This is a genomic window from Marinobacter salexigens, from assembly GCF_002806945.1.
GTDB lineage: Bacteria > Pseudomonadota > Gammaproteobacteria > Pseudomonadales > Oleiphilaceae > Marinobacter > Marinobacter salexigens.
Genome location: NZ_NIHC01000007.1, coordinates 55333 through 81951 on the forward strand (window position 1 = coordinate 55333; position 26619 = coordinate 81951).

A 26619-nucleotide genomic window follows, 5' to 3' on the forward strand; every position below is an offset into this window, starting at 1 on the left:
GGCTGGTGAGGGATATACGTGGTATTTAAAGACCCAAGGATAAACAAATTTCGTAAAATGCTGGCCGAGGCACCTAACTATGAGGTGTGGAAGGCGGCAGCCCTGGAGTTGGATTTTCTGGAGGGCAATGCTGAGTGGAAAGAGGACTTTGCCTCTGAACACTACCACTACGAATTGCTTTATGATCGCCTCAGCAGTATCAAGCAGTATCGCCAGCAGAATGACTTTGAGCGTTTGAAGCGGGCACTTCGGGAAGGGCTGCATCACGACCTGGGAAACATGGGCAACCCTGCGCTGTATACGCAATCCCGGGTTGGCACAAAACATCTGATAGAAGAGTACATCGCCCAGGCATGCGAAGCCTTGGATTTCCTGTGTGATCATCCGGTACCCGGGTTTCCGGTTGTAGACAAACTGCAGTTCTTTCGCGACACCCTCACCAGTTACGGTAGGCCAACCTTACTATTGAGCGGCGGTGCCAGCCTTGGCATGTTCCACTTCGGGGTGATCAAGGCGCTCTGGGAAAGAGGATTGCTGCCCCAGGTTGTTACAGGCTCAAGTGCCGGCGCGATTGTTGCTGGCATGCTGGGCGTGCACACAGATGCTGAAATCCCCGAGATGCTGGTGCCGGAAAACCACAATCTGAAAGCCTGGAAGTACCGCGGTCTGCTCAGTGCCCTGCGCGGTGACGGCTTGATGGATCAGGAGCAGTTGCGCACCTGCCTGCGAACCAACATCGGTGAGTACACGTTTGAAGAGGCATACCAGCGAACCGGCCGCTCCATCAATATGAGCGTGTCGCCCGTGCAGGCGCATCAGAAGGCGCGTTTGTTATCCGGTTATACTTCGCCTTATTTGATGGTGTGGAGTGCCGCTCTTGCCAGCGCCGCCGTACCTGGCATTTTCCCGCCGGTTACGTTGATGAAAAAAGATATTCAGGGACAGGCACTGCCGTACATGCCCAGGCTGAAGTTTGTGGATGGTTCCGTAGTCAGCGACCTGCCCATTGAGCGGCTGATGCACCTTTACGATGTGAATTTCACCATCGTAAGTCAGACCAATCCACACGTGGTTCCGTTTCTCAGCGATCGGAGCACGGATGAGAAGCTGTCACTGGCCAGCCTGCCATTGCACCTGATGAAATCCGAGATGCAGTTTCACGGCCGTGGTGTGTTTGATTACCTCCGCAAACGCGCTCGCCCCGAGCTGTTTCGACAGGTTTCTGGCCACATGTATACCATCATGGCACAACGGTACTCCGGGGATGTGACCATCGCACCCACCTATGGCTTCAAGGACTACACCCGAATGCTCGCCGACCCCAATCCGGAGTTTGTGCGGGAAATGACCTTGGCCGGCGAGCGCGCAACATGGCCCAAAATCTCTATGATTCGCTCCCATGCGCGCATTTCCAAAACCCTGGAGCGCTGCGTGCGCCGCCTGAAACAACAGAACCGTCGCAGTGCTGCAGAACTCAGGCTGATAAACAGTGCGGATTCCGGAACATCCTGAGATGACAGGCCTGCGAGGCGAGCGGTATGATACGCTGCTAAAGAGCCTGGCCCGGTAATTGGCCGATAGCCCGGCGCCTGAGTATTCGACTGGACGCCCATGTATTACGACTTCTTCGGCTTCAGGGAACCTCCGTTCTCTATCGCGCCTGATCCCCGCTACCTGTATTTGAGCGAACGCCATAAAGAGGCACTGGCTCATCTGATGTATGGCGTGCAGGGGCAGGGCGGTTTTATTGTTATTACTGGGGAAGTCGGTACGGGCAAAACCACTGTAAGTCGGTGCTTCATCGAAAATGCACCGGCCCATGTAGACATTGCCCTGATATTGAACCCCCGGCTTTCTGCCCGGGAGCTGCTCTCTTCGATTTGCGACGAACTGGAAATTGCGCACCCGCCCAATGCCACCATCAAAGAGCTGGTAGACCTGATTAACAGGGATTTGCTTGGCGCCCATGCGGCTGGCCGGCATAAGGTTCTGATGATCGATGAGGCTCAGAATCTGTCTGCAGATGTACTGGAGCAGTTGCGCCTGCTGACCAATCTTGAAACAGCAGAAAAGAAACTGCTGCAGATAGTGTTGCTGGGCCAACCGGAACTGCAGCAGATGCTTTCGCTTCCGCAACTTCGCCAACTGAACCAGCGGGTAACTGCCCGTTATCACCTGGATGCCATCAATCGCAATGAACTGCCGGCCTACCTCAGCTACCGGCTTGGGGTTGCGGGTATGCGGGGTGATCTGTTCACACCTTCAGCCGTGCGTAAGCTCTACCGAATGAGCAATGGGATACCCCGCCTGATTAACCTGATCAGTGATCGTGCTCTGTTAGGCGCATACTCTGAAGGCGAGTATGAAGTGACAGCGGCCCATATACGGCAGGCAGCCAGGGAAGTTGGGGGTAGCAACAATTTGGGGCCAGGGCCAGTTCCCGGGAGTCGTGAGGGCAAACCTGCTTTGAGTGGATACCTTGTGCTCTCAGCATCGCTGCTGTTGGCAATAATAAGCACCTATTGGGTATACCAGCAGTGGTCCGGGCAGGAGGAAGTCGTCTCTGAGTCGGATGCAGCGCCAATCGAACAGGTTGGCGCGGTGTTGCGTGATGAACAACCAGAAATCGTGAAGGTGGCCACGCCAGAACCCTTGTCCTTCAGGTTTCCTGAACAGGCTCAAAGTTTGCCAGAAGCCTTCCGCCGTTTATTTGCCATATGGGGCGTCAGTTATAGCCCGCAAGAATCGTCCATTGCCTGCGATTTTGCCCGTAGGAATGGCCTGGGTTGCCTGGAGCGCCAAGGCAATCGCCGTAGCCTGGCATTCCTGGACAGGCCAGCCATGCTGATGCTTCAGGATGATGCGGGTAACAAGGGCTACGCTGTATTGAGACGTATCAAGGGCGATGTGGCGGAAATAGCGCTTCCCGAAGGTTCTGCCGAGGTAGCTCTTTCCAGCCTGGAATCCTTGTGGTTTGGTGAATACCGCGTGCTGTGGCAGCTTCCTGATTTCTTAGCCAAAGGTTCCGGCGGGAACGGAGCGGCAAATGAGGAGTTGTGGATTGGGGCCCGCATGATGGAGCTTGCGGAGGCCCACGGTGAATCGGCTGAGGACACCGCAAGAATAAAACGCCTGCCTGCACAGCAGCAGGTGCGATGGTACCAGGCCTTGAGAGGTCTGACAGTGGATGGCATTGCAGGTGCCATGACTATTATTCAGATCAACAATGACCTCAAGGCAAGTGTTCCAAGGCTTGTGACTGCAGAGCCCGAGGGGAAGGGATAGATTATGTCCTATATTCTTGATGCCCTCAGAAAATCTGAAACCGAGCGCCGCCAGGGAAAAGTTCCGGATCTTGCGCAGCAGGTGCAGTTGATACACCGCCCGAAAAAAAAGCGAGTGTCGCCCGTGGTCTGGGTCGCACTGGCGTTGATGGTGAATGCCTTGGTGTTGGCGGTTGTGTTCTGGCCAGAGAGGACGGTCGATATGCTCCCGGAGCCAGACGTGCAAGCGCCAGTGCAAGATGTAGCAACACGGCCCGAACCAGTTCAGAATACAACGCCCGTGACCGCAAGCGAGACTGCGGTAACGGGTGCAGCAGCCAAGCCTGACAGCAGTCCGGCGAGTGCTGCTTCAGTAGCAGAGCCCCCACGAGAGTGGCCAGCGATTATAACTCCGTCTGTACGCCAGCCGCGGCAGCCGCAAGTGGTGAGCCCCAGCGGGCCCAAGGCGCGGGTACCGCACCTGGTTGAGCTCCCCCTTTCATTCCAGAAGAGTATCCCGGACCTGATGTTTAACAGCCATATTTACTCAACAGACCCCTACGCCAGCCGGGTAATGATTAATGGCCACTATCTTGGCCAAGGCGACTCCTTCTCCGGTATCACGGTAGAGGAAGTTACAGAAAATGGAGTGGTTCTCAGCAAGCAAGGCAGAAGCTTTCGAGTGGGGATTGTCCGCGACTGGGTGAGTCCGCGCTGATGGCATTAACGGAAGAGATCAAACAGCAGATTCAGCAAGCCTATCGCGATGTACTGGAAGGCAAAGGCGTTCGCGCCCGTTATGGCCAGCGCCTGATGATTGCTGAAATCGCAAAGTACATGGGTGAGATTACCGAAAACGACGGCCAGCGCACCTCACCGCCAGCGGCGTGTGTGGTTGAGGCGGGTACGGGTACCGGTAAAACGCTTGCCTATCTCATAGCAGCAATACCTGTGGCCCGGGCTCTGGGCAAAACGCTGGTGATTTCCACGGCAACCGTGGCGCTACAGGATCAGATTGTTCTGAAAGATCTTCCAGACCTGAAAAAACACAGCAAAATGAGCTTCAGCTGGACCCTCGCCAAAGGCCGTGGGCGGTATTTATGCATGTCCCGACTGGAATCACGCCTGCACGACGAAGGCAACGGCGACAGTGATACCATGCCTTTGTTCCTGCTGGACAGTCCCGGAACCGAGGAGCCGGGCACGCGGGCATTTTTTGAGGAAATGCTGGCAAGTTACGGCTCCCGCAAGTGGGACGGAGACAGGGATCACTGGCCCGAGCAGATACCCGATGAGGTTTGGCGGCAGGTAACCACAGACCATCGCCAATGTACGAACCGCCATTGCAGCTATTTTGACAGTTGCGCGTTTTTTGATGCCCGTAAGGACCTGGACGAAGTGGATATCGTGGTCGCCAATCACGACCTGGTGCTTGCTGATTTGGCGCTGGGCGGTGGGGCAATTCTTCCAGAGCCTGAAAACGCCCTGTTCATCTTTGACGAAGGCCATCATCTGCCAGACAAGGCGCTGAATCATTTTGCGGCGTCTGTGCCGCTTAATTCCACCCGGCAATGGCTTAAACAGCTTTCCCAGGCGCTGACGAAAATGCAGCCTTACCTGGCTCCGGGCACCCAAGGAACAAAAACGGTCGACCGCATTAGCTCGGCGTCCCGTGACGTAGATTTGGTTCTCACCCGCGTTTACGATGAAGCAACACACAATACAGGCTGGGATTTCAATGAAGAACGGGGCTCAGCCCAGTGGCGGTATCCCGAAGGAGAACTGCCGGAAACCCTGGCAGAGCTGGCTGCAGAAAGCCGTATTGCCACTGCCAACCTGACGCGCCACTTGGGTGCCTTGGCGGATGAGCTGCAAGGTGCTTTTGATGAGCGCAAACAGCACGAAATAGACAGGGATACAGCCGAGGCCTGGTACCCGGTTATTGGTGGCTTCCATAGCCGCGCGGAAGACCAGTTGCGACTCTGGACTGCCTGGACTGAACAGGTTGGAAACCCACCTCCGGCGCGCTGGAGTGTAAGGCAGCGCTGGGATCACGCTGAAGACATTACGTTCTTCAGTTCGCCGGTATTGGCCGACAACCTGCTTTACTCAAGGTTGTGGTCGCGGGCCTATGGTGCCGTGCTAACCAGTGCCACGCTGACAGCTCTTGGACGCTTTGACAGGCTTCAGGCCAGGGCGGGGCTGCCAGAAGCCAGCCGTTTGTTAGTGGTGCCCAGCTCCTTCCGATACGCAGAGAAGGCAACCGTAGAAGTGCCCGCCATGGCCTGTATGCCTACGGATGATGGTTTTGCGGAAGAGTTGATCAAGCGTTTGCCAGATGTATGGGCCGGTGAAACCGCCACCCTTGTGCTGTTCACCTCTCGCCGTCAGATGCATCAGGTGCGGGATGCCTTGGCGCCAGACTATCCGGATTTGATCATTACCCAGGATGATATGTCACGGGGCGAAGTCTTGCGCCAACACCGTGATCGCATTGATGAGGGTAGGGCCAGCGTATTATTCGGTGTGGCCAGTTTTGCAGAGGGCATCGATTTACCCGGCAAGTATCTGCACCACGTGGTGATCACGCGTTTGCCCTTCTCGGTTCCGGACGATCCGATTGAAGCAGGTTTGGCAGAGTGGATAAGCCAACGCGGTGGCAATCCCTTTATGGAGATTACCGTGCCAGATGCCTCTATCAAGTTGGTACAGGCGGTGGGGCGCCTCCTCCGAACAGAGGAAGACACTGGCAGAGTGACCATTCTGGATCGCCGAATTGTGGCAAGGCGTTATGGGCAGTTGCTGCTGGATTCATTACCACCGTTCCGGCGCATTATTGAGCGGTAGTAAGGTAAAGCAGGATAAGCCGTTGAAGAAATCAGCGGCAAAAAAAGAGCCAGCCCGAGGGCTGGCTTTTAATAAGGGGCTTACGTTAAAACCCTGCGTTAGAGAACGCTTTACAAGAAGTCTGAAGGCCTGAAGTTTCAGAATTCCGGGTGAGGGCTTGCCTCACCGTTGAGTTAATAATAGGGGAGTAGGGGGCGTAGCCGAATCGTCCAAAGGGCGTAGCCCGGTTAAAAACTTCCTGCAAAGTGTGATCCATGTCACAAATTGCATGGGGTTAGGCTGTGAGAATCCCCAATTCCCGGGCCCTGGCGAGGGCTTCCGTTCGCCGCCTTACATCAAGCTTGCCGTACAGATTGCGTATGTGGGCTTTTACCGTTGCTGGCGCCACCCCCATGCGTACGGCAATATCCTTGTTTGCATGGCCTGCATTAATAAGCTCCAGTACCTCCAGCTCACGCTGGCTCAGTGGCTCTGCAAGCTCCATTAATGAATCGCCAGTTTTTGTTTTGCGGATGTCGACCTGTGAAGCCTGTACGGGTTGTTTCACTTTGTCGCCGGCGGTGTTCTCAAGATCTTGGCTCGTGAGCATATCGGTGAGTTTTCGTTGCCAGCTTCCATTGCTTTTCAGAGAGTGGGAGGCAAGCAGCAGCGCCTGTAACCGGGGGCTTTCTTCAGCAAACAACCTCAGGAAACCGGATTCAGTTGCAACGGCGACAGCCTGGGCTAGCCTTTTTTCGTACTCTTCATCCCGGTTTAGCTGAGCCAGTGCTTCTGCTGATACCAGCAATGCTTCCACCACATGCCGGTTATGCTCATTGCGCTGGGCATCTGCCAGCAGTGCTTCAAGTATTTCCAGAGCCTGTTCGGGCTTTTCCTCATGAACCAGCAAGCGGGCATAGCTGATGCTGTTCTGTTCCCGGTTCAGTGGATTAGTCACTGTGTGGCTTTCAACTGCCTGCAGAATGTGCCGGGCCTGGCGCGGCTCCCCGAAGGCCAGATAACAGCGAGCGAACAGAGCCGCACTGGCTGGCGGCTCAAATACAATGTGTTCCCGGCGTTTGCGCCCAACCTGTTCTGCGTCTTCAAGGTACTCGATGGCGTCTTGATAACGGCCCTCGCTGAAGGCGAGATGCCCCCGCACATGCTGAATTATTATATGTTGCCCTGGCTCTGCACCCTCATTTACATGCTCTAGCAGAGGTTCCAGGTGGGCGGCTGCGTCTTGCAATTGGTTGCGCTCCCGGAAAATCTCGGTAAGGGAGGCGCTAAGCCAACAGGAAAGCAGTCGGGGCTGGCTCGGGTCTGCGTAGTGTTGATCAACCCACTGGCGCACCTTGGTGCAGGTATCCAGGGCTTGGTCCATATCGCCCCGGTTGTACTGTATCCACGCTAGCAGGCCACCGCTGGAGAGAACGGTGCTGGGTTTCCTTTCAATTTGCCCGTAATGAACAGCAGATTTAAGAGAGTTTTCGGCGGCAGCGAGGTCTCCTCTGCCGTAATCGTCCAGGCCAATGCCGTAATAGGTAACTGACTTTAATGGGATTTTAGTATGGTCTATGTCTGCCAGAACCTGCCGGGTCAGGTCGCTGGCACTCTTGTCATCGCTGCGGGAGCGGGCAAGGTAAGAGCGTATAAGGGATATTTCGCTCTGCAAACCAAGGGCGCCCTCTGCGTCTGGTGCCGAATCAGCCACACGGCGGTCAAGTAAATCCTCGAGATTTGTCAGCAGAGGTTCAAGGTTATCAAGGCGGTTAGCGAAAAACTTTCCCCACACCCGCAGCATTTGCAGCTGGGGGTTCTCACTAATCTCATTTTCAGGCAAGGCCTCAAGCCAGCTCAAAACCGGCAGATGGTACCCCCCATGAATAAGATTGTTGCCATGGGTTGATAGCACCAGAGCCAGCCACGGCCAATCTTCCTTCTGCACTATCTCGGCAATGGCGCCCTGAACCTGGCCATGATCAAGCAGCCATTCCACAGCGCGCTGCCAGAGCATAGAGGCCCGGGCCGGGTCTGTGCGGTTTATTTTCTGTAGCAATGCATCACGGAACAGGTCGTGGTAACGGAACCATTCATTGTGATTGTCCAAAGGAATCAAGAACAGGTGTTGAGAGAGCAAGGTTTCCAGCATTTTCTGGCTGTTATCCGTGCCACGAATCGAATCACACATGGATGCACAAAGCCGCGGGCAGCAGGCTGTGTCGAGCAGGAAGGCAACGGTGTCATCCGGTTGCTTGTGAAGCACCTCGCTCAGCACATAATCGCTGATATGGCGCTCATCAATGCTAAGCAATCCCTGGGGAGCCTCCGGGCCTGTGACAGTATTTTGATCCAGGCCACTGTTGCTGCCGGATAGCGCTGAAAGTTGCATGGCGGCCACCCAGCCTTCGGTGCGGCGGCAAATGCTTTGAACCTCTTGCTCAGAAATGTCGAGGCCCATGGTGCTGTGGAAAAACTCCCGGCACTCGTCTTCTGAAAATGCCAGCAATGCCGGGTGAACTTCCTGCACCCAGCGGCGGACTCGCCATCGGGCCAGCGGCAGGGGAGGTTCGGTACGGGAGATCAGTGTGACGGTCACGCCAGCGGGAAGATAATCAACAAAATACCCGAATTGACGGTGTATGTGACCGTTGTCTGCAAATTGGAAATCGTCCAATACCAAGGACCAGGGGCCACCATCTGCAGCCAAAGCGTTAACCAGGGCGGTAATTGCACTATCAAGGCTGTCGTCGGTGCTGCCGGCCAGGCTTTTGTGGCAGGGCTCAAGCCCGGTAAGGCCGGCGTGTTCGAACGCACTGATCAGGTACCGCCAGAACCGAAGCGGGTCATCATCATGCTCATCCAGGGACAACCATGCAATTGGCCCTGTCGTGCGGGTGCACCATTGGCTTACGAGGGTTGTTTTGCCAAACCCGGCGGGCGCTATTACAAGATTGAGCCGCTTTGGATGGCCAGGTGCTAGTAGAGAGCACAGCCGTTCGCGCTGTACGCCTCGGGAATCAGTGGCAGGCCTGAGGAATTTGGTGGTTAACAGCATTGATGTCCTGTATGCCTGATAAATGTTTAACTTGGATTGTGTGCTTTGTGTCCCTCAAGTCAATGGTTGGTTAAACAAACACCGGCGTTTCAGGCTGCGCAGGGGCAATTTTGGTCTAAACTGAATCAAACAGCTCTTCTATACTAAAAAAGAATGAAAATCAGGTCTGTTATGCGTATTCTTGGATTCTGTTTACCCTTTTACATTCACATGCAGCCCGCCTCAGGCCAGAAACTCAGGGAGCGATACAGCTAATGAAATTACAACAGTTGCGCTATATTTGGGAAGTTGCGCACCACGATCTTAATGTGTCGGCAACCGCCCAGAGCCTTTTTACGTCTCAACCCGGCATTTCAAAACAAATCCGCCTTCTTGAAGATGAGTTAGGGCTGGAGATATTTGCCCGCAGTGGCAAGCATCTCACCCGCATTACCCCGGGGGGTGAGATTATCGTTCGTGAGGCGGGTGAGATTTTACGCCGGGCGGAGGGGATAAAAAAAATCGCTCAGGAGTTCAGCAACCAGCGCAAAGGCGACCTGAGCATAGCCACCACACACACCCAGGCGCGATACGCATTGCCGCCGGTTATCAGTGGTTTTATCGAGTCTTACCCGGATGTGTCCCTGCATATGCACCAGGGTACACCCATGCAGATTTCTGAAATGGCGGCCAACGGAGCGGTTGATTTCGCCATCGCGACGGAAGCCATGGAGTTGTTCAACGACCTGATTATGATGCCCTGCTATCGTTGGAACCGCACGGTGATTGTGCCCAAGGACCATCCACTTGCAAAATTACCCGAGCTCACGTTGGAAGCACTGGCAGAGCACCCGTTGGTAACTTACGTGTTCGGTTTTACAGGGCGTTCGAAGCTTGATGAGGCGTTCAAATCCAAAGGCTTAACGCCCAAGGTAGTGTTCACCGCAGCCGACGCCGACGTTATCAAAACCTACGTGCGCCTGGGGCTTGGTGTAGGAATCATCGCCAGCATGGCGTTCGACCCCAAAACGGACCCGGATTTGGTTGCATTGGACGCTAAAAAGCTGTTTAGCGCGAGTGTTACCCGCATTGGCTTCCGTAAGGGCACTTTCTTGCGGGGTTATATGTACGAGTTTATCCAGCGTTTTGCACCCCACCTGACCAAAGAACTGATTGATCAGGCTGTTGCTCGCCAAAGCAGCCGCAGTGAGATAGAAGCTTTGTTCAAAGATATAGAACTGCCGGTGCTTTAAACACTTGCGCCACGATCACCCGCCAGTTTTTACTGGCGGGTGATCAGGTTTCCGGCATGTAGGCCACACTCTTTCTGTGTGGCTTCTTCCCACCACCAGCGGCCTTCCCGTTCGTGTTGCCCAGGCAACACAGGGCGGGTGCAGGGCTGGCAGCCAATACTGACAAACCCCTTTTCGTGCAACGTGTTGTAGGGCGCTTCCGACATGCGGATGTAGTCCCACACTTCTTTCGAAGTCCAATTGGCCAACGGGTTAAACTTCACCAGCGTTTTGCCGGGACCAGAGAAAGCCGCATCTTCCTGAACGACCGGAACGTTATTCCGTGTACCCGGGCTCTGGTCCTTGCGCTGACCGGTAATCCAGGCATCCACACCTGCGAGTTTGCGTTTGAGCGGGTTTACCTTACGAATACCACAACATTCACTGTGGCCGTCCTCATAGAAGCTGAACAAGCCCTTTTGATTCACCAGAGCCTGTACTTCCTTGGTGTCTGGGAACAGAACCTCAATGTTGATGCCGTAATGCTTGCGCACCCGATCGATAAACTCATAGGTTTCCGGATGTAAGCGGCCTGTATCCAGCGTGAACACCTTCAGGTTGTCCGTCAGCTTGTGGGCCATTTCAATGAGCGCCACGTCTTCGGCACCACTGAAGGAAATGGCGATGTTATCGTAGCGGTTGAGGGCAGCTTTCAGAATCGACCTCGGGCTTTCGTCGGCCAGTTTGCTCTGTAGCTCGCGGATATTGCTCATAAAATATCAGTACCTGAGTGCGGGTTTTGATGCAGGTTAGCATTAAACCCTTAATTCCATAAAGGAATTACAATCTATATGGTTATTCCTTATCTTTAGAGGTTAGCGCAAAACCTTGCGGTTTTGTCGCGATGCACGATGCATTCTGCCCGGGATTTTCTTATGATACCGCCTTGATCAAAGGGGAGCGGAGCCTGCTCTCATTCAGAATTTTCATTTGAAACATTGAATCAGGAGATCACTGTGGAACTGGCATGTCTTGACCTTGAAGGCGTATTGATCCCGGAAATCTGGATCGCATTTGCAGAGAAAACCGGTATTGAAGAGCTCAAGGCCACCACCCGCGACATTCCGGATTACGATGTTCTGATGAAACAGCGCCTCCGCATTCTTGATGAACATGGATACGGCTTGCCCGCTATTCAGGAAGTGATCGGAACACTGGATCCGCTGCCGGGCGCCCGCGAGTTTCTGGACTGGCTGCGTGAGCGCTTTCAGGTGGTGATTCTCTCGGATACCTTTTATGAGTTCGCCATGCCGCTGATGAAGAAACTCGGCTACCCGGCGCTGCTGTGCCACAAGCTGGAAGTGGCCGAGGACGGCCAGATTACTAACTACTTGCTGCGCCAAAGAGACCCCAAACGCCAGTCAGTGCGTGCCTTCCAATTGCTGAACTATCGCGTGATTGCGGCGGGTGATTCCTACAACGACACCACCATGCTGGGCCAGGCGGAAGCCGGCATTCTGTTCCACGCACCGCAGAATGTGATTGATGAGTTCCCGCAGTACCCGGCAGTGCATGAATTTGAAGACCTGAAACAGGAATTTCTGAAGGCGAGTGCCGTTCACAGCGCTTGATTGCAGTTTGCTCGAATAAAAGCCCTTGCCATAAGGGCTGTTGAGCCAGAGCGAGGGTCAGTCGCTCTGGTTCAGATTTTCCAGGAAATCCATCAGTGGTTTTACTTTTGTGAGGGTTTCCTGGTATTCGCTCTGCGGGTCGGAATCTGCAACGATTCCGCCGCCGCCCCAGCAGCGGATGGTTCCTTCCTCACTGCCGACCTCGTCTTTTAGCTCCTTCTCGCACAGCATGGTACGGATAGCGATGTTGCTGTCCAAAGTGCCGTCCAACCCGCGATAAAACACAGAGCCGCAATACGGGCCACGCCAATGAGGCTCAAGCTCCCGGATAATCTCCATGGCTCGAATTTTCGGTGCGCCCGTTATGGAGCCACCGGGGAAGGCATCGAACAACACCTGCATGGGTGAAACGCCGGCCGCGAATTCCGCACGGATGTGGCTCACCAGGTGGTGCACATTGCGGTAGGACTCAAGGGCGAACAGACTGTCTACGGTTACCGAACCGGCCGCAGCATGTACGCTGAGGTCGTTCCGCAACAAATCCACAATCATCAGGTTTTCAGCGCGGTCTTTTTCTGACGCTTCGAGTTCAGCGGCGAGGGCCGTGTCTTCGGAAGGCGTTAAGCCTCTTGGCCGTGTGCCTTTAATGGGGCTGGTTTTAACCGTGCGACCACTAATCTCCAGAAAACGCTCAGGAGAAATAGATATAACTGATTCGCCACGGGTTTTCAGAAAGGCGCTGTAAGGCGTGGGGTTGGCTTCAGCCAGAGCCTGAAAGGCGATCCACGGGTTCCCCCTGTATCTGCCTTTGAATTCCTGGGAGAGGTTTACCTGATAGCAGTCGCCAGCGTAGATGTAATCTTTAACCTTGCCAACGCCGGCAACGAATTCTGTAGCTGGTTGGCGTGGTTTAAAGGGGGAGACCATTTTCCAGGAGTTGGTTATACCTTCGGGTGCTGTCGACGCTTGCGACTGCTGTAACTCCGGATTTTTTTCTGGCTCAGAAGACAGCCAATGCTGAATTCTGTGCTGAATCGGTTCAGGGCATTCAGGATGAACCCAAAGGCGGTAAGTATCGGTGGTTCGGTTGTGGCTGGCGGCCCATAAATACAAACCGGCAAACAGTAGGGGTGTTGACGGAGTTGGGCAGAGTGGCGCCAAACGAAGCTCCTTCCTATACCCGAATTCATAACTCAAAAAACCGATCCACCCACCGGTTAGAAAGTTAAGCGATTCCTGCGGCATAACTTTGTAGTGCTGAATCAGGTTTTCCATTTCTGCAGACAGCTTGCTTGTGTCAACAACCTCAGCCCCACCAGATTCAATCCGTTTGGTTGCAATCGCACATGCAGAAAACCCACTAAGCGCGCCCCGGCCTCTCTCTGAACCTACACTCCCGAGGTAGGCAAAGTCCGGTTCGCGAGCGGCTTGTGCGAGCAGATGATTGTAATCTTCGAGGCTAAGCACAGAGGAAACAGGTAGTGGCAAATTAACTCCGGTTAATTGGAAGAATGATACTCAGGCCACAAAACGGGCATTGTCGAAACGAGAGGGCCGCTGTTCTAATGAACGCACTCATACGTGACGCCACGCCAGGACGGATCTGGAAATCGGCATTCTAGCTGAATTGAGTAGCTTTAGCGGAACACTTTTGATGCTGTTAGCCTCGGAAAGGCTTTTTGTAAGGCTAACTTTGACCAACTCCAAATCTTGTGAAAACTTCCGCTCAAGCTGGGCTGGCTAAACTATCTAGTTATCAGGTGACTACATGCTTATAAAAAAACTGCCTAAATATGCATTGTTTGCGATTTTCCTGACCTCGGGAGTCGTAAATGCCCAAGGCAATAACCAGCTTCCCGAAAATCATCCGCTCTACGATGGAAAGCTTGATGAATTTGAGATTGAGCTTGCCAAGAAGACGGCTGTAGCGAATCTGGAGCAAATTCAGGAGAGGGTTATGGCTGATCTGGCGGAAATGCTGCAGGCGAATGGTGATCTTGAGCCTATGGCCGTGATGATGCTTAACACCGGTGAGATCAAACCCTTGAAGTTGGCAGGGGAAGCAAAAGCGGCTCCGGATCCTGTTGCAGTGAACATGTACCGAAGCGCGCTTAGATCAGCGGCACGTCACGAGCAGATATTGGCCGCAAGCATTGTCTATCCTGCCAAGGTTGAGAAAGATTCAAACGCCTTGGCACTTGTAATCGAATTTGAGCACAGGCTGGGAGTTTCAGCCATTCGCCTTACTCCCTATAAGATCGAGGAGGGCAAGCTCATATTTGGTAAGTCGATGCAGAAAGATAAGCCTTACCAACTGTTCTATGATCCGAAGCAAAGTCGTTAGGCCTCTGGACCCAGCAATACCTTGCTGTGCATGCATCTCGAGAGGAGTGTAAGGAACTGTTACCAATTGTGATGATGATCACGGACTCTGTTTCTGACTATGCGTAATCTTGATTTGCAGGTTGAAAAAGCCCGCAATAAAAAATGACTAATAATGATAAATAAAGCTTTAGGAGAATAATATGAAAGGCCTGAAAAAAATCGCACTGGCAACTGCCGTAGCTGCTGCACCTTTCGCCGTTCAAGCTGACATGACAGCGCTTGACGACTCTGCAATGGGCAACGTCACCGGTCAGTCTGGTGTTACTATTGAGCTCCAGACGCACGTAAACATTGGTAAGTTCACTTATTTCGATGAAGGTACTTTCAACGTATCTGGCATCGAAATTGGTGGTGGCGCTCTCGCTGCTGATGGCACCGTTGAAGATACTTCTAACCTGGATGACTTTGCTCTTGTAATCGATGTTGAAGCCGACGGCGATGCATTCATTCACCTGACATCTACTCATCCCCAAGGCGCGCCGGTTGACTTTGGTATGTCTGTGGCAGAGGCGAGTTTGGGTGGACAGGCTGGTGAAAACACGGTTCTGCTGTCTAACCTAGGCTTGTCTGGTGATCTCGCTCAGCTTGATATCCGCGTTGATACTACAGGTGACAGTCCCAACACCCGTTTCGGCGTAATCCCTGTTGATCTGGCCAATGGCGTTGCGGATGTTCTGCGTGTCGATGTTGCCTTTGATATTGATGAGCTGAATGTGGATGTGGACTTCCTTGCTCTTGGTGTAAGGAACATGGTCATCACTGGCGCCGCCGGTGAAGCGATCGCATCAGATGGTACCAAGCAGGCTCCGAACGAAGGCGCGGGCACAGACTTCGCCGCGGCTAACCTTGCCATTTATTCCGGTGAGTCTGTTGTTCACGGAGCAGGCAGTTCAGCTCTGGTTATCGAGATGGATATTGCACCAATGGACATCTCCATGGACCTGACTTTGGGTAGTGACGGTTCTGGCACCGCGCTTCCGCTTGGTTCCATTGGTATTGATAACCTGGCTTTGACCAACACCAAGGCTGTTATTTACGGCCACAACTAATTCGACAGTGTAATAATGTTCGTAATTATTACAGGTTGAGTTAAAAGAAGACCCGCCTTGTGTAGCTGTAGAAGTCTAGATTTCTGCAGCTCACAAGGAAGGCAAAAAAATGCCCCGGATGATCTCCGGGGCATTTTTTTCACGTTTACTGTTACTGATCCGGCACCTGAATAGAAAGATCAAACCCGCCACCCGGCCTGGGCGTTAGCTGAATCGGCCCTTCATTAATCCCTTGTGGTAGGTGAATCTGATCTATTCCCGGCGGGTTGCCGATGGAGAAATTCAGGTTCTGCCCGTCAAACCCAATGCCAAGCTGATCGTTAAGAAATGATTGAGAGAAAGGTTCATCCGGAATTTGCATTTGCTGGCCAAAAATCAGCGGCGGAATGTTCGGCGTGAATTCTGCCGGTGGCTGAGCCCTTGCAATTTCTTCTTGCGGAAGCAGTAGTGCACGGCGCAGGAATTCTTCCTCTGCATTGGTAAGTGCATCAGACTGACCATCTTCCGAAAGCCGTTGCAGTGCCTCGCGGTAGGCTTCTTCTTCCGCTTCAGTCACCACCGGCTCTCCGGGGGAGATGGTGAGGGCGCGGATGATACGCTGGCGGTCGGCTTCCGTTTTTCTTCCTTCCCTGGGTACCACAATCACGGCAGAGTCTTTTACGTACGTTTCGACCATCTCATCCGACGTCATGGTTTGTACGCCTGCAATTACCGGCACCGAGGCTGCGGCTGAAAGTGTAACCGCAATAGCCGCTGCTATTTTGGTTGTGCTTCTGCTGGGGCAGGGCCTGCGGGATTTGCACCCGGCTGGCAGGTTGTGGAGCTTCATAATCTGGCCTCTTGCTGCAATAAGCTCAGGTACGAGGTGTGTCTGAGGCTACAGCAATCAGTACGCATCTCTTTACCTTCAAGTATTCGGGTTGTCCAGCAGCTTTTCAAGGGCGCAGCCCTTAGTTTGTGATAGGAATCCTTGAATTGCTTGTGAGTTATAAAAGCCTTCCGAAGCGGGTTAACATGGTGCTGAATTCCTGATGTGTTGAACTTTTATAATTCACCGGCCTCCGAGGCATAATGAACAGACTAATCCGCAGCCGCTGGCAGCGTTGGATCAACCGCCGCATTCCGCGCTCTGATGTGCATTTGCTTACTCAGAAGAACCTATTCATTTTGCCTACGGCTGCCGGATCGGTGTTTGGCATGCTGTTGCTGATCATGCTGCTTACCGGCATTAACTATCAGAATAGCCTTATTTATCTGATCACTTTTTTGCTCGGTGCGGTGTTCGTGGGGGCTATGCATCAAACCCACCGAAACCTTTCAGGTCTTCAGCTCACGTTGGTTCAGGCGGGTGAGGGGTTTGCTGGTGATGATATTCAGTTCCGTTTGCGGGCTGCCGCTGGTAAGGACGACGCTATCGCCATTACCTTGTCTGAAGACGATACCTGGGTTCGCTTGGGCCATGTGCCGGCAGGACAGTCGGTAGATGTGGCTTTGCCTGTTGCGTCGGTTTTCAGGGGTTATTTGCGCCCGGACAGTATTCGAATCGAAACCCGGTTCCCCTTCGGTTTGCTCAAAGCCTGGTCCTGGATGAGGCCAGTTTCAGCGGCTGTGGTGTTCCCCAGGCCCATCGCTGCGCCTGATGTGGTGAGTACAGTTGATGACGGTGACCAAACCGCAAGCTCCCGCTCGCCTGAAGGGAATGACCATGCAGAGCTCAGGCCCTGGCGTGAGGGCGATATGAGCCAGCGAGTGATGTGGAAACGCTTTGCCCGGAGCGGGCAGATGGTAGTTGCGGATTGGGAAGCAGATAAAGGCAGCCCACACTGGCTGGATTTTAATGCGTTTTCAGGCACCGACCATGAACTGCGGCTCAGCTATCTTTCCTGGCTCGTGATTGAGCGCAGTAAAGCTGGCACGCGCTTCGGCCTGAATTTGCCCGGGCAGGTGATAGAGCCAGATGCCGGCTCGACCCATGCAAACCGCTGCCTCAGGGCCTTGGCGGTTTGGGGCGAAGAGAAACCAAGGGACGCCACAGCAACAGCTCATGGCTCGCGGAAGGGCACAGATAACCTCAAGGCTAACACCGTGGTTTCAGGAGCCCGGACATGAGGTTTTCACGCCGATCCCACGCGGAGCCTGAAAAGCACAGTGACAACCTGCCATCTCGGGCCTTGCTCTGGTTGATTGCAAGTTTTGGGTTATTGCTTACACCCCAAACAGATCGCCTGCCGGTGTGGCTTATTCTGGTGTGCATTGTATTGGCAGGATGGCGCTGGTTGGCCCAGCAGGGCCGTGTGCGTTTGCCTGGTCGGTTACTGCGTACCGGGATAATGCTGGCGCTGATTGCGGTTTACCTGGTGCAGGTGCGAGGAAGCTTTACTGTCGATACAGCCGCTTCGTTTTTTGTTCTGACGGTGGGTTTGAAGTGGCTTGAAACTCGCACGGCCCGGGATTTCTATGTGCTGTTTTATATCCTGGTGTACCTGGCTACGGTGAACTTTCTGTTTCACCAGGAAATTCATTGGGCGCTAGTGAATGTAGGCGCCATAGCCTTGTTGCTGATTGGGCTGCAGGTGCTTAATGCACCGGAGCTTCCCGGGGGCATCAAGGCAGGTTGGCGCAGGTTGGGTGTGATGCTCCTCAAAGTGCTGCCCATTGTGGTGCTGTTGTTTGTGTTTTTTCCGCGCATGGAGCCTCTGTGGAGCGTGCCTTTGGTATCTGGCCAGGCTCGTAGCGGCATTAGCGATACGATGCGGCCGGGTGATATTTCCAGCCTTGCCCAAAGCAGCGAACGGGCTTTCAGGGTTACCTTCGGCGGCCCTATGCCAGAACACCGGGACAGGTACTGGCGCGGCTTGATACTGGACACCCTCGATAAGGGTACCTGGCGCCAGAGTGGCTACGAGCCCTATCGCCGGCCCGGGCGGGTTAATGTGGATGGCGGCGTTGGCGAGTTGCAGCCCCGGGAATACGATGTACTAATGGAACCAACGGATCAGCGTTGGGCCTTTGCCCTGGAAAACTCATTGGCGGTTTCAGATAACGTAGTAAAAGAAGAGGACGATCTTTTCCGTTTCCGCCGGCCGGCAGACAGTGCGGTTCGCTACAGGTTGGCGCTGGGAGATAGTGCAGGGCAGGTGAGCCAATCCCTGAAAGCCAACGAAGCCCGCCGGTACCTGCAGTTGCCGGCATCGGGAAACCCCAGGGCGCGGGCACTGGCGGAAGAGCTGCGACAGTCTTCTGACGATATGGGAGTGGTTCGCACTCTGCTGAACCGGTTCCGGGAGCAGCCGTATTTCTACACCCTGCGCCCACCCAGAATGCCAAATGATGGCATAGACAGCTTGCTGTTTGATGAAATGCGCGGCTTCTGCGCCCATTACGCCGGTGCTGCAACGTTTGTGCTGCGTTCGGCCGGCATTCCTGCACGGGTTGTGGTGGGGTATCAGGGCGGCGAAAGTGGAGCGGGTAATGAGTACCTGGTCATTCGCCAATACGATGCTCATGCCTGGGTTGAGGCCTGGATTGAAGGGCGGGGATGGATTCGCATTGATCCTACGGCCGCTATTGCCCCTAGCAGGATCGAATCTGGCTTGCGCGAGGCTGTGGCTGAGGAAGGGTCTTTCCTTGAGAATAGTTGGGCCTCTGCACAGCGGTATGGGAATGTTACCGCTATACGATGGGTAAGCCAGCAGCTTGATCGTATCAACTATCAATGGCAGCGCTGGGTGGTTGGCTATCAGGGCCAAAGCCAGCTTGATCTTATGTCCCGCTTGCCTGGCGGGTTTGGCATGAAGGAGCTGGGCTATCTCACCGCGGGTATTGTTGGTGTCGGACTGTTAGTTGCCGGCCTTATATCCGCGTTGCAGATACGCAGAGGTGCACGCCGCGATCCCTATGGGCGAGTGTTGGCAGCCTGGTACCAACTATGTGATCGCGCGGGGGTGCCGGTGCGAAGTGGTGAAACCCCGACGGCTTTGGCCTCAAGGCTCGCAGGTGCAGAGCCTGGGGTTGCAGATTCGGCACGGCTTTTTGCCCGAATGGTTAACAGCCATTACTATAAAGCGCCATCCAGGGCTGGAGAGGGTGCGCAAAATAGCGACGATGAGTTAAAGCGCCTTCGTAGACTATTGAGTACCATGAAACGACAGCTTCGAAGAGCTGGCAAACAGCAACCCGGAACATCAGGCTTCAATGCCCATTCAGGAAAGCACAGTGACTGATATTGCCCTTGAAATGCCCTGGCTTCAGAAGCCCTGGCAGACGATTCAAAACCGCCTTGCTGAGGGCAGGCTGCCCCATGCGTTGCTGGTTACCGGTGAATGCGGCGTGGGTAAGAGGGCTTGGGCAGACGCCGTTTCAGGTTTGCTGTTGTGTGCGTCGCCGTTAAATAACGGCTCGGGTGCGATTGCCTGTGGCCAGTGTCGCCAGTGTCAGCTGCTTGCAGCTTCGAGCCATCCGGATGTTCGGGTGTTTTCACCGGAAAAGTCCCGGATGATCAGAATCGAGCAGATACGCTCGCTTTCCACCTTCGCGGTGTCTTCTCCGCAAGTGGCTGGCCGCAAGATTGCTGTGGTGGATCGGGCGGACCAGCTTAATATCAACTCTGCCAACGCTCTGCTCAAGACGTTGGAAGAGCCGGTTGCGGATTTTGTGCTTATTCTCCTGCAGGAAAGTGGGCGGCCGGTGTTGCCGACTATTCGTTCTCGATGCCAGGTTTTGTCTATCCCGGTGCCTTCTGCAGAGCAGGCGGATCAGTGGCTTGCCGGTAAACTGGCTGAAATCGAGGGTGAAAAGCAGCCCACCGCTGAGCTTATGGCCAAGTCTCTGATGCTGGCGGGCAATGCGCCGCGCCTTGCTCTGGAATACGCTACGGGTGAGTTTCCGGCATTGCGGGATGAAGCCTTCGATAAGTTTCGCCAGTTCATGCGCGGCCAGGTTGCGGTGGCTGAAGCCGCAAAAGCCTTCAAGGCACTAGGCCTGGAGGATTTACTGTGGTTATTTGAAGGCTGGGCTGCCGATCTGGCTCGGCTGAGTGCCGGGGGCAAAGCAAACGACCACGAGGCGGGGGAAATGCTCGGGTTTCTGGCCACTAATAACCCAGCCTGGCGTGCCCACGAGTTGCTTGATCTGGTTCGTGAAGCCCGATCGGCAGGTGTTTATAACGTCAACCCGGAACTGGAAGCCACTAGGCTACTGATCGCCTGGCGCGGCCTTATGCCCCGAAAACGGCGAGCGTCCTGATTGCGCTTTTCGCCAGAACACCTGCTATCATCGGCAGTTATCAAGAGCTAACACAGGTTTTTCTCCCGTACGTTTGGTTGAACCTTTAAACAATCATTTTCAGAAGGTGTCAGATATGGGGCCCGGATTTGGTGCGCGCAGCGGCATTCTCACCCTGACGATCAAAGATAAAGCGGTTTTATACGCCGCCTACATGCCATACATTCGCCAGGGTGGGCTATTCATTCCTACCCAGAAGCAGTACCAACTTGGTGATGAAGTGTTTTTGTTGCTCAACCTGATGGATGAGCCAGAGAAACTACCTGTTGCGGGTAAAGTTATCTGGATTACGCCCAAAGGTGCTCAGGGTAACCGGGCAGCCGGCATAGGTGTACAGTTTACCGGTGACGATGAAAGTGCAAAAAACAAGATAGAGTCCTATCTCGCTGGCTCACTGAGCTCCGACCGCCCAACCCATACAATGTGATGCCGATTTCACAGATGAACAATGAAGCTCTATTGTCGGACGCCCAGCAAGATATGGCCGGAGTTCAAGAGGTGGTGTGGCCACTGCAGCATATTACCCTCGCCGGTCTCAACTGGCCCGCCGCGGATATTTCTGAAGCTGGTAGCCCACCGATAATCATGCTCCATGGCTGGCTGGACAACAGCCTTACGTTTTCCCGCATAGCGCCGGATCTGGCAAGACTGTCTTCGCTGTATGCAGTGGATATGGCGGGGCATGGGCATTCCGGCCATCGTCCGCCGGGGCAGAGTTATCAACTGATGGATTACGTGGCGGACCTTGCCGAACTCATTGAGGTTCATTTCAGTGGAGTAGAGAAAGTGGACATAGTTGGCCACTCTCTGGGTGGCATCGTGGGCGCACTCTATGCGGCCGCGTTTCCTGAAAGAATTCACAAACTGGTCATGATTGATAGCCTGGGTGCGCTCAGCCAATCTGCCGGTGAGACAATTCCACAGCTACGCAAATCCATCAAAAAGCGAATTGCCGGCTCAGGCCGCCCTGCGGTTTACCCGGATATAGTTGCCGCCGCAAAAGTTCGCGAAGGCGGGTTCAGCCCCTTGAGTCACGAAGCGGCACTGGCGCTGAGCTCCCGTAACTTGAGAGCCGAAGGTGAGGGCTACGCCTGGCGTACAGATGCGCGTTTAAGGCACCCGAGCCCCTTACTGATGACAGAGGAGCAGGTTGTTGCTTCTTTGGGCCTTGTTATGGCGCCTGCTCTGTTTGTGCGCGCCCGGGAAGGGTTGTTAGCCAAACGTAAAGGGCTGGATAACCGTGCGGCTGCAATACCGGATTTACAAACGGTCGATGTGCCGGGAGGGCACCATTGTCACCTTGATGGGGATACCCGTCCGGTTGCCGATGCTGTCAGACATTTTCTTGAAAAAGAGTGATACCTTGCCAAAGCCTTCAGTATTCAGCGCGTTCGTTTCTGTGATTCTGGCGGCAGCCTCCGGGTTTGCCATGGCTGCGGTGCCAGAGACTGCACCTGAGCCTTTTCCACAATCAACACTTGAAACAACTACCCGGATCGAATCTTCTGGGCATCTTGTGCTTTTTAGCCCTGTGCGTGAGGTTAACAACGAGATTCGCTCTGAAAGCATGGCCCGGCTGCCGGTTTCAGGGGAAGGTCGCCTTTACCAGATTTATAGGGATGCCAGCCGTCAAGAAGCCCGGGAACACTACCTTGGAGTGCTGAATGCCCGTGGTGCGCAAATTCTGTTTGAATGCTCCGGGATTCGCTGTGGGCGCAGTAACGTGTGGGCAAACCAGATATTTAATCAGGCGGTGCTTTATGGCCGTGACGGCACCCAGGATTATCTGGTGGCAGGAACAACCGCAGATGACGGAACCCGCTGGTTAACGTCTATGTACACAGTGACCCGCGGTAATCTCAGGGAGTACGTGTGGGTTGAGCATCTGAAGGTCGCAGCAGGCGCCTCTGTACCTGGCCTTGGATCGGCGAATGGCCGGATTGAAGGGCCGGTGATTGTGCCCTGGCAGGGTGGCGTTACCTACCGCTTTAACTGGCAGTCTACAGATCGCCGCAAGGTCAGTGAGCTGGCCCGCACCGAAGGCGCCAAAGTGGTGCTTGTGGGTTATTCTGCCCTTGATGAAAACGAATCGTTCAGTGCCTCCATGGATCGCGCCCGCAAGGCGGCGGAATCTCTGTCTGAAGTGCTGGCCAAAACCGGTGTGCCCAGGCAGCAGCAGGAACTGATCATTGTGGGTCCGTCTGTGGCTATCACTGATCCTGCCCGCCAGGGTGACCGGGTGGAAGTGATGGTTATAACCCGGTAACCGAAACGAGGTAGTAAGGTGTCAGAACATCCTGTGTCCAAAGTTGCCGACAGCGCAGATGAGCCCACGACTGTGTCAAAAACCGACACTGCAAACAATCCCCCGAAGCCTAAGCGCCAAACCGTTGCCCTGACTCTTGGTAGTGGTGGCGCCCGTGGCTACGCCCATATTGGCGCCATCGAGATTCTGGCGGAGCGCGGCTACAACATTGTGGCTATCTCTGGCTGCTCTATGGGTGCCCTGGTGGGTGGAATGTACGCCGCTGGCAAGATGCAGGACTACAAAGACTGGGTAACTGGTCTTGGCCAGTTTGATGTGCTCAAGTTACTGGACCTGACCTTCAACTCTGTTGGCGCAATTCGCGGAGAGAAGATTTTTTCAATCGTACGGGAAATGCTGGGGGATACCCGCATAGAGAATTTGCCGCTGCACTATACGGCTGTGGCGACTGATTTGCTGGCACATAAGGAAATCTGGTTTCAGGAAGGCCCGTTGGATAGAGCTATCCGGGCATCCGTTGCCATCCCAAGCGTTGTTACGCCCTTGGTGCTTGATGGCCGTGTGCTGGTAGATGGCGCCTTATTGAATCCACTGCCCATCATGCCGACTATTTCAGCCCACGCCGATCTTGTTGTGGCTGTGAACCTCAGTGGTGAAGATGATCGCCGCCAGCGAATTCCCGATGCTGCGTTTAGTGGTTATCAGGGTGATGCCGGGGAGGGTGACTCAGAAGAGTTGGTGGACACCTTCCGGGATAAAGCCTCCCGCTGGCTGGACTGGAATTCACTCAGATCCCTGGGTGTTGGAAAGTCGCACACGAGTGAGAGCCAAAGCACGGAGGAGCGGATTTCCAGGCAAGTGGAAAGAGAGCGCCTCAAGCAGAACGAGAAAAAGTTTCAGGAAGAGCACGAAACCATCAATTGGGACAAGCTGGGAATCGGCAAGTTTGATGTTATGAACCTGACCATCGAAACCATGCAAAGTGCGCTGGTGCAATACAAGCTTGCGGGTTACCCGCCTGATTTGCTTGTTAACGTCCCCAAGAACGCCGGCCGAACCTATGACTACCATAAGGCTCCGGAGTTGATTCAGCTGGGCCGTGAGCGCATGGCCGCAGCTTTGGATCTGTTTGAGGAAAACCGGAGCAGTTGCGGCCCACTGGCCGTTTGAATCCATGGAGCAAAGCCCAGTGCGGTGGCTGCAGCTGAGCATTGAAACAGCGTATAATCCGCAGTGAATCTGACATTACAGGAAACAGCGTTCGTGACCAGCCCGATTGAAGACCTTCACACCGTTCGCGATTACCTTCGTTACGCGTCCTCTCAGTTTGCTGCTGCCCCGGTTTTTTTTGGCCACGGCACAGATAATGTGTGGGATGAAGCTGTACAACTGGTGATGCGCAGCTTGCACCTTCCATTGGAAAACAACACGCTGTTTCTTGACGCCCGGCTGACTCGCGATGAGCGTAAGCTTGTACTCGAGCGAATTCGCCGAAGAATTGATGAGCGTATTCCCTTGGCATACTTGCTGGGCGAAGCCTGGTTTATGGGGATGCCTTTCCATGTGGATGAGCGCGTTCTGGTTCCGCGTTCTCCCATTGGTGAGTTAATCGAAAACGGGTTCCAACCCTGGCTGGGAGACAAGCCGGTTGAGCGGATTCTTGATCTTTGCACCGGAAGCGGTTGCATTGGCATAGGCGCGGCCACGGTGTTTGAAGAGGCTGCAGTGGATTTGTCTGATATATCGCCAGACGCTTTAGCGGTTGCCGAATCCAATATAGAGCTTCACGAACTGCAAGGCCGGGTGCGTACTGTGCAGTCGGATGTGTTCGCGAACATCAGCGGGCAGTACGATATCATTGTCAGCAATCCACCCTATGTTGATGCGGAAGATATGGGAGATATGCCCGACGAGTTCCATCATGAGCCTGTGCTGGGGCTCGCCGCTGGAAACGACGGGTTGGATATCGCTCACCGGATTATTGCCGAAGCGGCCGATTATCTTACGCCCGGCGGCCTGTTGATTGTCGAGGTGGGGAACAGCTGGGTAGCACTGGATGAAGCCTACCCGGAGCTCCCGTTTACCTGGCTTGAGTTCAGTAATGGTGGCGATGGTGTTTTTGCGATTACAGAGCAAGACCTTCGCCAATGGCAGAGCAAGTCTTAAACCAAATTATTCAAATACCCTAACAAGATATTGAATTATGTCAGGAAATTCTTTCGGAAAACTCTTTAGCGTTACCACCTTCGGTGAAAGTCACGGGGCTGCGTTGGGCTGCATTATCGATGGCTGCCCTCCTGGCTTGGAGCTGTCAGAAGCTGATATGCAAGCGGATCTGGATCGTCGTAAGCCAGGCACCTCTCGGCATACAACCCAGCGCCGTGAGGCGGATGAGGTTCGCATTCTGTCTGGTGTATTCGAAGGCAAAACCACGGGTACGCCGATTGGGCTGATTATCGAGAACACAGATCAGCGCTCAAAAGACTACTCCAGGATTTCTGAGCAGTTCCGCCCGGCACACGCCGATTACACCTATGCCCATAAATACGGCATTCGGGATTATCGTGGTGGTGGCCGTTCATCAGCTCGCGAAACGGCTATGCGGGTTGCAGCCGGTGCTGTGGCTCGGAAGTTTCTGCAAGAACGCCTTGGTATCCGCATTCGCGGGTACTTGTCTGAGCTTGGGCCGGTGCGTGCGGAGAAGCTTGATTGGGATCAGGTACATCAAAACCCGTTTTTCTGTCCCGATGCCGATAAGGTTCCGGAGATGGAAGCTTATATGGATGCCCTTCGTAAGGAGGGAGATTCCATTGGCGCGCGCATTAATGTGGTAGCCGAGGGTGTACCTCCCGGATTGGGTGAGCCGGTGTTTGATCGTTTGGATGCGGATTTGGCCCATGCGCTGATGAGTATCAATGCGGTGAAGGGCGTTGAAATAGGTGCAGGTTTTGGGTGTATCACTCAAAAAGGCACTGAGCACCGGGATGAAATCACACCGGAAGGATTTTTGTCCAATGAGGCTGGCGGTGTACTTGGGGGGATTTCTTCCGGGCAGCCGATTCTTGCCAGCATTGCGCTGAAGCCGACCTCAAGTTTGCGTTTGCCGGGGCGCAGTATTGATGTGCATGGTAATCCGGTGGAGGTTATTACCACTGGGCGGCACGACCCCTGTGTAGGCATTCGCGCGACGCCGATTGCGGAGGCGATGATGGCCATTGTGTTGATGGATCACTACTTGCGCCATCGTGGTCAAAATGGGGGTGTTGCTGTTGAAACGCCGGTTATTGGGCAGCTCTGATTTCTGCAACTTGGTGGAGCGATTCAGCCAGGTGAGGCTAGTCAAAAAACGCCCGTAAATACATCCATGTAGGGCTTCGTCGCGCCGTCCCTGGCGCTCCAGATTTTTGACTAGCCTCACCTGGCTGAATCACCGCCGCTCTTAGTTTGGTCGAATTCATTCGATCAAGGCATGCGGATTGGGGGTCACTGCGGCCTCTTGCTCTGATTTCTCTCTTCTTTTTGTGCGGTGCCTAACCGCGACCCCGCTGAATTGCCAGGCTGCCGCCGTTAACATGTTGCTTGCGAGTGTTCAATTATGTCGGAAAATTTTACAGGTAACTTGCTGTTAAGTGTGGCGAGGTATTTGA

Annotated in this window: 21 protein-coding genes; 17 read left to right on the top strand and 4 right to left on the bottom strand. The window is 54.2% G+C overall.

What is annotated here, in order from left to right:
• The first annotated feature begins 18 nt into the window (after positions 1-18).
• The 4 genes from CDH47_RS14030 to dinG all read left to right on the top strand — a co-directional run bounded on the left by CDH47_RS14030 (position 19) and on the right by dinG (position 6110).
• The gene (locus tag CDH47_RS14030) at positions 19-1512 is read left to right on the top strand and encodes a DUF3336 domain-containing protein (protein WP_239985803.1); all 1494 of its coding nucleotides are present in this window, start codon (positions 19-21) and stop codon (positions 1510-1512) included.
• A gap of 99 nt (positions 1513-1611) precedes the next feature.
• Positions 1612-3285, top strand: a complete 1674-nt coding sequence (locus tag CDH47_RS14035) for an ExeA family protein (RefSeq protein WP_100640534.1) — start codon at positions 1612-1614, stop codon at positions 3283-3285.
• A gap of 3 nt (positions 3286-3288) precedes the next feature.
• Positions 3289-3981 (top strand): general secretion pathway protein GspB, encoded by a 693-nt coding sequence (locus CDH47_RS14040; protein WP_100640535.1) that lies wholly within the window; start codon positions 3289-3291, stop codon positions 3979-3981.
• Positions 3981-6110: an ATP-dependent DNA helicase DinG gene (dinG, locus tag CDH47_RS14045; protein ID WP_100640536.1), complete on the top strand. Its 2130-nt coding sequence runs from the start codon at positions 3981-3983 to the stop codon at positions 6108-6110. The genes CDH47_RS14040 and dinG overlap by 1 nt, the downstream gene beginning before the upstream one ends.
• 274 nt (positions 6111-6384) lie before the next feature.
• On the opposite strand, the gene CDH47_RS14050 is transcribed toward dinG, so the two are convergent.
• Positions 6385-9147 (bottom strand): winged helix-turn-helix domain-containing protein, encoded by a 2763-nt coding sequence (locus CDH47_RS14050; protein WP_100640537.1) that lies wholly within the window; start codon positions 9145-9147, stop codon positions 6385-6387.
• Between the two features lie 254 nt (positions 9148-9401).
• Here CDH47_RS14050 and cysB point away from each other — a divergent pair, with 254 nt between their 5' ends.
• Positions 9402-10379, top strand: coding sequence for an HTH-type transcriptional regulator CysB (gene cysB / locus CDH47_RS14055; protein ID WP_100640538.1), 978 nt, complete (start codon positions 9402-9404; stop codon positions 10377-10379).
• A 29-nt stretch (positions 10380-10408) separates the two neighbouring features.
• Here the strand turns inward: cysB and CDH47_RS14060 are convergent, their stop codons facing one another.
• Complete coding sequence (locus CDH47_RS14060; protein WP_100640539.1) at positions 10409-11131, bottom strand: phosphoadenylyl-sulfate reductase; 723 nt, start codon at positions 11129-11131, stop codon at positions 10409-10411.
• Positions 11132-11374: 243 nt separating this feature from the next.
• Between CDH47_RS14060 and thrH the strand changes: the two genes are divergently transcribed.
• Positions 11375-11989, top strand: coding sequence for a bifunctional phosphoserine phosphatase/homoserine phosphotransferase ThrH (thrH, locus tag CDH47_RS14065; protein ID WP_100640540.1), 615 nt, complete (start codon positions 11375-11377; stop codon positions 11987-11989).
• A gap of 57 nt (positions 11990-12046) precedes the next feature.
• Here the strand turns inward: thrH and pabB are convergent, their stop codons facing one another.
• Positions 12047-13477, bottom strand: coding sequence for an aminodeoxychorismate synthase component I (gene pabB / locus CDH47_RS14070; RefSeq protein ID WP_100640541.1), 1431 nt, complete (start codon positions 13475-13477; stop codon positions 12047-12049).
• A 280-nt stretch (positions 13478-13757) separates the two neighbouring features.
• Between pabB and CDH47_RS14075 the strand changes: the two genes are divergently transcribed.
• Both CDH47_RS14075 and CDH47_RS14080 read left to right on the top strand, forming a co-directional pair.
• A complete protein-coding gene (locus CDH47_RS14075) occupies positions 13758-14333 on the top strand; it encodes a hypothetical protein (RefSeq protein ID WP_100640542.1) in 576 nt (191 codons plus the stop codon).
• 181 nt (positions 14334-14514) lie between these two features.
• Entirely contained in the window at positions 14515-15423 is a 909-nt protein-coding gene (locus CDH47_RS14080) for a DUF6160 family protein (RefSeq protein WP_100640543.1), read from the top strand.
• 151 nt (positions 15424-15574) lie between these two features.
• Here CDH47_RS14080 and CDH47_RS14085 read toward each other — a convergent pair whose 3' ends face one another.
• Complete coding sequence (locus CDH47_RS14085) at positions 15575-16252, bottom strand: hypothetical protein (protein ID WP_239985805.1); 678 nt, start codon at positions 16250-16252, stop codon at positions 15575-15577.
• A 242-nt stretch (positions 16253-16494) separates the two neighbouring features.
• On the opposite strand from CDH47_RS14085, the gene CDH47_RS14090 reads away from it, so the two are divergent.
• The 9 genes from CDH47_RS14090 to aroC all read left to right on the top strand — a co-directional run bounded on the left by CDH47_RS14090 (position 16495) and on the right by aroC (position 26270).
• Entirely contained in the window at positions 16495-17532 is a 1038-nt protein-coding gene (locus CDH47_RS14090; protein ID WP_100640544.1) for a DUF58 domain-containing protein, read from the top strand.
• Positions 17529-19646, top strand: a complete 2118-nt coding sequence (locus CDH47_RS14095) for a transglutaminase TgpA family protein (protein ID WP_100640545.1) — start codon at positions 17529-17531, stop codon at positions 19644-19646. Before CDH47_RS14090 ends, CDH47_RS14095 begins: the two co-directional genes overlap by 4 nt.
• Positions 19639-20667: a DNA polymerase III subunit delta' gene (locus tag CDH47_RS14100; RefSeq protein WP_100640726.1), complete on the top strand. Its 1029-nt coding sequence runs from the start codon at positions 19639-19641 to the stop codon at positions 20665-20667. Before CDH47_RS14095 ends, CDH47_RS14100 begins: the two co-directional genes overlap by 8 nt.
• A 115-nt stretch (positions 20668-20782) precedes the next feature.
• On the top strand, positions 20783-21133 hold the full coding sequence (locus CDH47_RS14105; protein WP_100640546.1) for a PilZ domain-containing protein: 351 nt from the start codon (positions 20783-20785) through the stop codon (positions 21131-21133).
• A gap of 14 nt (positions 21134-21147) precedes the next feature.
• Positions 21148-22065, top strand: coding sequence for an alpha/beta fold hydrolase (locus CDH47_RS14110; RefSeq protein ID WP_100640727.1), 918 nt, complete (start codon positions 21148-21150; stop codon positions 22063-22065).
• A gap of 70 nt (positions 22066-22135) precedes the next feature.
• Positions 22136-22972, top strand: coding sequence for a DUF4892 domain-containing protein (locus CDH47_RS14115; RefSeq protein WP_239985816.1), 837 nt, complete (start codon positions 22136-22138; stop codon positions 22970-22972).
• Positions 22973-23044: 72 nt separating this feature from the next.
• Positions 23045-24142, top strand: a complete 1098-nt coding sequence (locus CDH47_RS14120; RefSeq protein ID WP_239985818.1) for a patatin-like phospholipase family protein — start codon at positions 23045-23047, stop codon at positions 24140-24142.
• Between the two features lie 93 nt (positions 24143-24235).
• Positions 24236-25138, top strand: a complete 903-nt coding sequence (gene prmB, locus CDH47_RS14125) for a 50S ribosomal protein L3 N(5)-glutamine methyltransferase (RefSeq protein WP_100640548.1) — start codon at positions 24236-24238, stop codon at positions 25136-25138.
• Between the two features lie 37 nt (positions 25139-25175).
• The gene (aroC, locus tag CDH47_RS14130; RefSeq protein WP_100640549.1) at positions 25176-26270 is read left to right on the top strand and encodes a chorismate synthase; all 1095 of its coding nucleotides are present in this window, start codon (positions 25176-25178) and stop codon (positions 26268-26270) included.
• The last annotated feature ends 349 nt before the right edge of the window (positions 26271-26619 follow it).